Raw genomic sequence first — 7,817 nt, forward strand, 5'->3', positions numbered from 1 at the left:
TCATTTGTTATTTCGGTGAACTCATTTGTTATTTCGGCGAACTCATTTGTTATTTAGGTGAACTCATTTGTTATTTTGGCGAACTCATTTGTTATTTCGGCGATGCCTACGGCTGGCTACGCCTACGCATTTGTTATTTCGACATGTCCATAACGCACCCTACGAAAGAAACTACTAGAAGAGTTGCAACCTATGCTAAATCATACCTGTGTGTACACCGTTGCCTAAAAGGAGAGAGGTCAAAGTGTATTGCATATATAGAGGCGTAGCGGCTACTCTGCGAGAACGCTAAGAGCGAACCCGCAGGGTACGAGCGTAGGCGTAGCCCGTCGTAGACATCGCCATAGTTGAATTACTAGCAAAATCATGGTTAGAGACAATTTGTCAATAATCCACTTTTTCAGATTTTACGCAAAAAAACTCCACCTCCTAAAAGTTAGTGGAGTAATTAATCTTAGACTATCAGTAATGAATCATCGCTAATATTGCTATTTGCAATGTTCAAACTAAATTAGTCTATAGCTTTCTTAAGTTCGTCTTTAATGTTTTCTACAGTGTGAGTAGCTTGGGCTTCAGCTTGCTTTGCTTGTCCTTCAGCTTTATCTTGTGGATTACCGGTTACTTCACCCACAACCTCTTGGATTTTTCCTTCAATATTTTTGGCAGTAGCTTCTACTCTTTTTTCGGTACTCATGGTTTTTATTTCCAGCTTGTAGTTGATTAAGCTATTACATAAACTAACAATAGCAAATTATTTTTTACTTCCATCACCCGATAGAATAGTTGGAGAGATTATATTATCTTAAGACAGATACGGAGTATCAGAGGAGCACGGAACGTAAAAAATATGAATATATTATAAATAAGATATATATGATGAAAACTTGCGGTGTCCAGATCCCCGACTTCGTAAAAGTTGTCGGGGATCTAAATTTTCACGAATGATTTAGGACTGCTATATGCATCTTCATAGAGAATTAGTATAAGTTAAAACATAATTTTCAATAAAAGGAAAGTAAAGGAGTGGCAACAAAACGTCAGAAAAATGTCTGGATGAGTGCAGTTAATGACATCATTCGGGGTGCTTGTGGAGGTTTTTTATTTGGCATACCTTTACTCTACACAATGGAGGTTTGGTGGATTGGATCACTGGCAAAACCACAACTGATGATGATGGCGATCGCATTGATGTTTATTGTAGTTTACTTGCTCAATCAGACAGAAGGCTTTCGGAAACGCAGATATAGCTGGCTAGATCATCAAGCCGTAATGGATACCGTAGAAGCGATCGCGATCGGACTAGCTTGCTCTGCCTTTGTACTGCTACTATTGCGAGAATTAACACTAGAAACTTCCCTAAAGGAATCTTTAGGCAAAATCATCTTTGAAAGTGTACCCTTCGCTCTCGGTGTAGCATTAGCCAACCAGCTTTTGGGAGATACCAGAAATGGCAATCCAGAAGGACAAGCAACCGATCAGGTAAACAGCAAAACTAATAACAAAGAAGATGAGTTACAGGCCACCTTTGCTGATGTGGGTGGAACCCTGATTGGTGCAACTATAATTGCATTTAACATTGCTCCAACAGATGAAATACCGATGCTAGCAGCCGCAGCCTCGCCACCTTGGCAGTTGGCAATGATCGCCACATCTTTGCTGATTTCTTATGGCATTGTATTTCAGGCAGGCTTTTCTAACCAGCAAAAGCGTAAACAGCAAAAGGGAATTTTCCAACGACCATCGAGTGAAACCATCATGTCTTACCTAGTGTCACTGCTAGCAGGCGCTTTCATGCTGTGGTTCTTTCAAAAATTAACTTTTAACGACCCTTGGACAATGTGGTTAGATCACACATTGATGCTGGGATTACCTGCAACTATTGGCGGTGCAGCCGGAAGGTTAGCAATATGACTAAAACAGAACAGGAACCACGCTCTATTGCAGAGTGGGTAACATTCAGCGTTGCTTCACTTATCCTAGCAATCATTGTGAGCCTGGTTGGCTACACTTGGCTGAACGAAAAGAATCAACCTCCCATCCTTTCTGTTACCAAAAAAGAAACAATTCGGGAAATTGGTGGCCAATTTTATGTTCCCTTTGAAGTTGTGAACACCGGAGGAGATACAGCTGAGTCAGTTCAGATTATGGCTGAGTTACTGATTAACGGCAAAGTTACAGAAACAGGAGAGCAACAGATCGACTTTTTATCTAATGGTGAAAGGGAAGAAGGTGCATTTGTGTTCAGCCAGAACCCGCGCCAAGGTCAGTTAAACCTGCGTGTTGCTAGCTATAAATTGCCCTAGTGAAGATTTAAAACCGCAGATAAACGCGGACTAACACAATTGATTCTAGGGTGGGCATCTCCCCACCCTTAATTAAAGACTGGCAAGATAGCCACCCGATAAGATTGGATAATTTATTTCTTGGAAATCCTTAAGCTTTAACCTTAGCTTTTGACCAAACACCATTTTCATCTTCATCATATTGCTGATGAACCGACTCCCAAGCAGCTTGTTCAGCTGTGAACTCGTCATTTTTCTCATTCAAGACAACGTTATAGCGCTCAATAAATGTACTCTGAGCATCATCACAAAGATGAGCGCGAACCTCAGGAGACAAGTCTTGTGGGCTGTTGCACTGTCCAGGACAAGGGCGAGCAAAGGTTTTTTCAATTGTGTGAATTTCTTCAGCACCAGCACTTTCGAGCAGCAATTGAAATTCGCCGGCGCGATCGCTCCCAACTTCTGCCATCACTAAGAAGTCACCAGCTTGTAAGCGGGTTTGGTAGATAGCCGCTTTATCTTCTGGCATCCCTAAAGTAGTTAGAACCGATACTAGACCAGCCCCAGCACTACCTGCGATCGCTCCACTGGCAGCCCCCAACAGCACTGCACCAATAGGCCCTGCTGCCACAATTGAGCCGACAAAGGGAATAAATAGTACGCCCACACCCGTGAGTAAGCTGAGAAAGGAACCAAACAAGGAACCAAAAACTGCTCCTGTTCTCAAACCTCCCAGAATCACATCCTTTTTTGTAATAAAGCCAGCAATTCTAGTTTCTGACTGGAAGTTTCTGCCCATGACCGAAATATGATCTCTAGGCACACCCCTGTCTAGTAAACGTCGAATCACATCATCAATTTGCTTCTGTTCTTTAAATACAGCAGAGATAGTACGTTCTGCTTTATATACTTCTGGCACTTAAATAGCCCTTATATTATGTTGTTTTTACAATAAATATGGTGAAGAGGTAGATGCAGCCAGATTAATCCTTTCACACAATTAAGGGAGGAATCATTCCTCCCTTAACTGGTTTCACAGACAGCCATCCTCAAGTGATGACGTTATGAGCTACACACCAACAGGAGTCTTAGCCCCTGCTGCTGGCTGTCTACCATCTGCGTCTAGTGCTTCTCCTTCAATAAAGGAACGCAGCATCCAAGCTATTTCCTCATGCTGTTCCAGCAGTCCAGTTAAAAAGTCAGCAGTTCCCTGATCGTGGAACTTTTCACCCGATTGATCCAGATGATCCCTTAAATTCCGAATAACCTGCTCGTGATCATCCACTAGATTAGCTACCATCCCTGTTGCTGTGGGAACACTACCAGCATGTTCCTTGAGGGTAGCAATCTTGAGAAATCCTTCCAATGAGCCAACTGGGAAACCGCCCAAAGCACGAACCCGCTCTGCCAAGGCATCAATATTTAGAGTTAGCTTTTGGTAGTGTTCTTCCCAAAGCTGGTGCAAAGAGCGGAACTGAGGGCCAACTACATCCCAGTGGTACTTTTTGGTTTTCACCAATAGTAGATAGGCATCTGCCAAATCTTGATTCAACAGATTAATTACACCTTGACGCTGTTCTTCTGTCAAACCAATGTTTATCGCACGCATTATTTTCCATCCCTAAGCAAACTTATCTATTAATTTACCAAATTTTCGAGATGATCCACATCAACCAAAGGAAATATTAGGAATTCAAATTAGTTATCACATCCATAATTATACTTATGTCTAAATAGGTAGTATAAAGCCAATATTTACTAGTTAGCGAACTTTATTGATTTTTGCAGCTACAATCAAAAAAATATTAATTAAATATAATTATAAATCAAGACATCTATAATCTGAACTATCTAGACGTACTTTCGCCAAAAAATGCTCAGGTTGAACATAAGTTTTATACTTAATTGAAGTTGCCAGCTTGATATGACTAGTTAGTAATGGGTCACTGTTTTTATGCAATCACCCATTACTACCAAAAAATTACCAAAAAAAGAAAGTATTAAATCTGTTACTTACCTGTAATCTTATCCAAGAAATTCTTTACATTTCCTTCCGCTGTGGTTGCACTCTGGGAATTTTCCGGACGCTTTTGCTTGTCAATATCGGCATCTCCCTGAACCTCATTTAGCCCTTTGTTGGACTCCTTTTGAACCTTTTCTAATCCAGCTGGTGGTGCTTGAGCGGCTTCGTCAGTTTTGCGCTGAATGTCAAGCAGTTGTGTAGTAGCTTCGGTCGGGTCACTTTGGTAGCTATCGATCGCAAAAGCAGGAAAAGCACTAGATAACAATAGTAAGGCGCAAGTAAAAGCCACAACGAGAAAACGTACTGGACTTAAGAGAGATAAAACAGAAGCAATAATCTTCATTTGAAATCCTCGATAACAGCTTTAAAAACGCAGAACTTTTACTGAAAGAGCGGAAGCTCATTACCTTATTTGGCAAATTTGAGCAATAATAAAACTAGCAAGCTACGCTTCAATCTTGAAGTTCTTCAAAAACGAACCTGACGAAGAAACTGTCTTTGTATTTATGCATCGAATTAATAAGGGATAATAAGCAAATACCACCTTAATTCTTTAGCAAAATCATTACATTTTATATTGACATTCTTCTTGTGAAGGCTCCCTGTTTTTACTTTTACTTTGAAAGCGCAGACGCCAGCATCAATCTCTAGAATGAAATTTCCTATATCTTTAGTTACAAGAGAATCAGTCTCTAGGTATATCGACTTAATCTAGTTTTGGCGGGTGAATGGCTCTACTATTTATGTTCAGTCAGCTTGACTTTATCCAATCAGTAGAAAAGGGAGCATCCCAAATGTGCAAAAACCTTGATAGCCCTCATCTCCTAACCCCGAATCCCAAATATCGGAGAGGGGCTGGGGGTGAGGGAAAAGAGTTAAGCATAATTGGGATGCTCCCTTATAAAAGAACATCCCAATTTTGCCAGAACATGTTTGTGATTGCAAACGAGTGCGTAGTGTTCGCGTAGCGTTTCGTAGTATCTGGCGATTGCTTCATTACACTAGGTTGCGATCGCAATTACAATTCCTTGGGTTTGATATAAATTACACATTTGGGATGCTCCCCAGTAAAAAGACTTTTGCAGGATCTTGCGTTTACTGCTTATTCATGTGAATATTTTAACAGATTAAATCCGGTAAATCGCTAAATTTACCGGATTTATTGCAAGAAACCGATAAAAAGTACTTATATTACACAAATTTACACAGCGAATTTAGGGATTTATGGCAACCCGTGTGTTAGTCAAAAAAGGACGTGCTATTGGTGCGGTGGGATTTAATATCAGAAACGGAGATTATATTATCATTCAAGCTAAAGCAGTCATCTTGTGTACAGGTGCTTGGGCTATACCAATATCAAACAATCATTCACTTTTCATAAAAAATTGATTTAGTGAAAAATATGCAAATTGATACATTTACTACTCACCGCCTGTTTGCTGAATGTCTGCGATTTAAACATTTGAATGAACTTCATCGGATGCATCAAGACCCGCAAGTTATGGCAACTTTAGGCGGTGTTCGTTCTGATGAAGAAACACGGCTTTTTATTTTAAATAACTTGAATCATTGGCAGCATTATGGATTCGGATTATGGGTATTTCGAGACAAAATTAATAATCAGTTTGTTGGTCGTGCTGGACTTCGGAATACTGATGTAGAAGGTAACAATGAAGTAGAATTAGCTTACGCTCTAATAGCTAAATTTTGGGCGAAGGGGTTAGCGACAGAAATGGGTGAGGAAATATTGAAAATTGGTTTTGAACTACTGAAGTTGCCAGAGATAGTTTGCTTTACTCTCACAACTAACAAAGCGTCACAAAGAGTTATGGAAAAGTTGGGGTTTCAATACGAGCGTGAGATTATCCACGCAAGTTTACCCCATTTGTTTTACCGCTTAACAGTTTAAGTACAAAAGAGTTGATTAAACCATTTTCTACTAATACTCGATGTACAGCTGCCAAATGCACGGGCTGAACATACGCCTGCTGTTCGTAAGGTGGTAAGATGACTAAAGTTCCCGACAATGGATACTGATAGACTTATTGAGAGCTAGCTGTTGGCACTTTTACAAAACCTATTTTTAAAAGCAATTATTTTAAGTCAATAAACTGAATATTTTTAACCATTATAACGAATCACTGCCTTTAGTTGCTTTAAAATATCATTCCGGTATTTGGCAAATCTCTGGCTATTCAGGAAAATTATCAACCAATTCCAGCATGATAAGTCTGCTTTATTACCTCTTCTATTGAACTTACGTGATGGAACATTTCTATTAATTCATGGGATCTTGTTTTTCGCTTCGCCAGCAGCACTTTTAACGGCCTTAAATAATGAACATCTGGATCATCTCCCAAGGCGACTTCGGCTGCTTGTAAGACTTTTGTCGCATTTTGAAAAATATCCTCGTTGTCAAACGCTTCTTTTGCAGAAAGTTGATGTAACGCTGCATCGGGTACAGTTGCTCTACCCAGCAAAGTTTTATCTAACACCAAACCTTTCAATAATGTCAACAAAGCTGCATAGATTAAAAAATCATCACAACTATCACAAGCCTTAAATTCAATGCGTCCCACTTCAGATGGAATGCGGGCGATTTTTGTCAATGAAGGTATGCTATTAATCAGTTGTTCCTGTTTTTCAAGAAAAACCAGAGCTGCTGGTCTTTTTCCGGTTCTGATAAACGTTCGTACCGATAACCCATCCCATAAACCTCCGTTATAAAAAGGGGAACTATAACTAAAAGGGACGATATAAGGACTGTAATAAGTTAACTTTTTGCCAATATCAATCACACCTTCAGTAGACAAATCTGCCACTGAAATATTTAAATCTGGACCGTATGTCACCATGTGAATATTAGCAGTTTGTTCGTCAGGATAAGCCTCTAGCTGTTTTATTTCATAATCGGTTAATGGGGGTTGAGGCTCAAAAACCAGATTGTAAGGATTAAAACTGACCAAAACAGGTGAGAAACCAAAGTTAGCAGCAACTTCACGTAGTAAGTCAAAACTTTCTGATAATTCAGTAATAGCGCCTTGAATATCAGAATGTATAGTTGTTCTAATTTCGATACCTTTAGCATGGCAGTCTATCACCTTGTCGGAATCTGCAAATCTTTCAAATCCCTCAATGTACCATCTCTTTATCTTAATACCAGCATCGCCGATGCGTAGTTGAGGATAGTCGCTGGGGTATGTAGGTAGCCTTTCAATAATTTGATTGAAATCAGCAAATTTTGTGTGGTAAAAATCAGCAAACTTTCCTTCTTTGTTTAGGAAAGCGACTTCATGCTCAATGCCAAATAAAAACATTATAAATCTACCTTAATTACAATGATTTGAATTCACTCAAATTGGGATTTTTCCATAGTTAAAACTGCGAGGGCTGCTAAAACGTTTTTACCCAACAGGATTTTAAATCCAAAATCTAAAATTTACTTAACCTAATCTAACTATAGCAATCCTAAATCATTTGTAAAAAATCACAGTTGTTGATACTCTGAACAA

9 protein-coding genes are annotated in these 7,817 nt (G+C 39.5%); 4 read left to right on the forward strand and 5 right to left on the reverse strand.

The genetic code is table 11. From position 1 onward, the window contains the following. Window positions 1-511: 511 nt before the first annotated feature. The gene (locus Q0541_RS00525) at window positions 512-694 is read right to left on the reverse strand and encodes a CsbD family protein (protein ID WP_298904138.1); all 183 of its coding nucleotides are present in this window, start codon (window positions 692-694) and stop codon (window positions 512-514) included. Window positions 695-1,023: 329 nt separating this feature from the next. On the opposite strand from Q0541_RS00525, the gene Q0541_RS00530 reads away from it, so the two are divergent. Both Q0541_RS00530 and Q0541_RS00535 read left to right on the forward strand, forming a co-directional pair. Continuing rightward, window positions 1,024-1,911, forward strand: coding sequence for a TIGR02587 family membrane protein (locus Q0541_RS00530; RefSeq protein WP_298904140.1), 888 nt, complete (start codon window positions 1,024-1,026; stop codon window positions 1,909-1,911). Then, window positions 1,908-2,303, forward strand: coding sequence for a TIGR02588 family protein (locus Q0541_RS00535; protein ID WP_298904142.1), 396 nt, complete (start codon window positions 1,908-1,910; stop codon window positions 2,301-2,303). Before Q0541_RS00530 ends, Q0541_RS00535 begins: the two co-directional genes overlap by 4 nt. A 130-nt stretch (window positions 2,304-2,433) precedes the next feature. On the opposite strand, the gene Q0541_RS00540 is transcribed toward Q0541_RS00535, so the two are convergent. The 3 genes from Q0541_RS00540 to Q0541_RS00550 form a co-directional block, all read right to left on the reverse strand. Continuing rightward, a complete protein-coding gene (locus Q0541_RS00540; RefSeq protein ID WP_298904144.1) occupies window positions 2,434-3,201 on the reverse strand; it encodes a ChaB family protein in 768 nt (255 codons plus the stop codon). A gap of 150 nt (window positions 3,202-3,351) precedes the next feature. Beyond that, window positions 3,352-3,891 carry a Dps family protein gene (locus tag Q0541_RS00545; RefSeq protein ID WP_273764622.1) on the reverse strand — a complete coding sequence of 180 codons (540 nt, stop codon included), beginning with the start codon at window positions 3,889-3,891 and terminating at the stop codon, window positions 3,352-3,354. Between the two features lie 400 nt (window positions 3,892-4,291). After that, on the reverse strand, window positions 4,292-4,648 hold the full coding sequence (locus Q0541_RS00550) for a hypothetical protein (RefSeq protein WP_298904151.1): 357 nt from the start codon (window positions 4,646-4,648) through the stop codon (window positions 4,292-4,294). Window positions 4,649-5,529: 881 nt separating this feature from the next. Between Q0541_RS00550 and Q0541_RS00555 the strand changes: the two genes are divergently transcribed. Both Q0541_RS00555 and Q0541_RS00560 read left to right on the forward strand, forming a co-directional pair. Then, window positions 5,530-5,694, forward strand: a complete 165-nt coding sequence (locus Q0541_RS00555) for a hypothetical protein (protein WP_298904153.1) — start codon at window positions 5,530-5,532, stop codon at window positions 5,692-5,694. Between the two features lie 13 nt (window positions 5,695-5,707). Then, entirely contained in the window at window positions 5,708-6,214 is a 507-nt protein-coding gene (locus tag Q0541_RS00560; RefSeq protein ID WP_298904155.1) for a GNAT family N-acetyltransferase, read from the forward strand. Between the two features lie 298 nt (window positions 6,215-6,512). Here Q0541_RS00560 and Q0541_RS00565 read toward each other — a convergent pair whose 3' ends face one another. Continuing rightward, entirely contained in the window at window positions 6,513-7,622 is a 1,110-nt protein-coding gene (locus tag Q0541_RS00565) for a glutamate-cysteine ligase family protein (protein WP_298904158.1), read from the reverse strand. Window positions 7,623-7,817 lie beyond the last annotated feature (195 nt).

This window comes from uncultured Nostoc sp. (assembly GCF_937863485.1).
Lineage (GTDB): Bacteria > Cyanobacteriota > Cyanobacteriia > Cyanobacteriales > Nostocaceae > Nostoc.